Genomic DNA, 1831 nt, shown 5'->3' on the forward strand with positions numbered 1-1831 from the left:
TCTTCGTCGATCTCCGTGACTCCACAGGCGTGTGTCAGGTGGTGTTCCGCTCCGAGGAGATCGCGGAGCGCGCGCACCGTCTCCGGAACGAGTTCTGCGTCGCCGTCACCGGCGTCGTGGACCGCCGCCCGGAGGGGTCGGAGAACCCTGCTCTCGCGTCCGGTGAGATCGAGGTCGACGTGGTCTCGTTCGAGGTGCTCGGCGAGTCCGCGGCGCTGCCGTTCCAGCTCGACGACGAGGTGGGAGAGGAGGCACGCCTCCGTCACCGCTATCTCGATCTCCGCCGTGAGGGTCCGGGTGCCGCACTGCGACTGCGGTCGAAGGTCAACTCCGCCGCGCGGATCGTCATGGCACGCCACGACTTCGTCGAGATCGAGACCCCCACCCTCACCCGCTCCACCCCCGAGGGCGCGCGCGACTTCCTCGTCCCCGCACGTCTGCAGCCCGGCACCTTCTACGCCCTCCCGCAGTCGCCGCAGCTGTTCAAGCAGCTCCTCATGGTTGCCGGGATGGAGAAGTACTACCAGATCGCCCGCTGCTACCGGGACGAGGACTTCCGGGCCGACCGGCAGCCGGAGTTCACCCAGCTGGACGTGGAGATGAGCTTCGTCGACCAGGACGACGTGATCGCGGTCGCGGAGGAGATCCTCACCGAGGTGTGGGCGACGGCGGGCTACGAGATCCAGGCCCCCATCCCGCGGATGACCTATGCCGAGGCGATGCGTCGGTACGGCTCCGACAAGCCCGACCTGCGCTTCGACATCGAACTGGTCGAGTGCACCGAGTTCTTCGCCGACACGCCGTTCCGCGTGTTCAAGGCCCCCTACGTCGGCGCGGTGGTCATGAAGGGCGGCGCGTCGCAGCCGCGACGTCAGCTCGACGCCTGGCAGGAATGGGCCAAGCAGCGCGGAGCCAAGGGGCTGGCCTACATCCTGGTCGGTGAGGACGGCGAGCTGGGCGGTCCTGTCGCCAAGAACCTGTCGGACGCCGAGCGGGCGGGCATCGCCGCCCACGTCGGCGCGGAGCCCGGAGACTGCATTTTCTTCGGTGCCGGGGCCGTCAAGTCCACACGCGCGCTCCTCGGCGCGGCCCGTGGCGAGATCGCGGACAAGCTCGGACTGATCGACCCCGAGGCCTGGGCGTTCACGTGGGTGGTCGACGCGCCCATGTTCGAGCCGGCCGACGACGCGACGGCCGCCGGCGACGTGGCGGTGGGCTCGGGCGCGTGGACGGCCGTGCACCACGCGTTCACCTCTCCCAAGCCGGAGCACCTGGACACCTTCGACACCGACCCGGGCTCGGCCCTGGCCTACGCCTACGACATCGTGTGCAACGGCAACGAGATCGGGGGCGGCTCCATCCGCATCCACCGCAAGGACATCCAGGAGCGGGTGTTCGGCGTGATGGGCATCTCCGCCGAGGAGGCGCAGGAGAAGTTCGGCTTCCTGCTCGACGCCTTCTCCTACGGCGCGCCGCCGCACGGCGGAATCGCGTTCGGCTGGGACCGCATCTGTGCGTTGCTGGCCCGGACCGAGTCCATCCGCGACGTCATCGCCTTCCCCAAGTCCGGCGGCGGTGTCGACCCGCTCACCGACGCCCCCGCTCCCATCACTCCGCAGCAGCGCAAGGAGTCGGGAATCGACGCCGCGCCCGTGACCCGCGGTCAGGGGACCCAGGCGGAGCGCGCGTCAGCCGGGTAGTCGGTCCCCGGCGGCCCGGCGGTCAGAGGTGGAACGCCTCGAGCGCCGGGCGGCCGTCCATCCCGGAGTGGTCGAGCCCGAACAACCGGGCGACCGTCGGCGCCACGTCGAGGGTGCGGACCGGGCGGTCG

1 protein-coding gene is annotated in these 1831 nt (G+C 70.4%); it reads left to right on the top strand.

Annotated features, from left to right (window positions below):
- A partial coding sequence (gene aspS / locus G6026_RS14915) for an aspartate--tRNA ligase (protein ID WP_241728112.1) occupies positions 1–1700 on the top strand: 1700 nt, incomplete at its 5' end.
- Positions 1701–1831 lie beyond the last annotated feature (131 nt).

The sequence above is a fragment of the Dietzia sp. DQ11-38-2 genome (assembly GCF_014145055.1).
In the GTDB taxonomy this organism is placed as follows: Bacteria; Actinomycetota; Actinomycetes; order Mycobacteriales; family Mycobacteriaceae; genus Dietzia.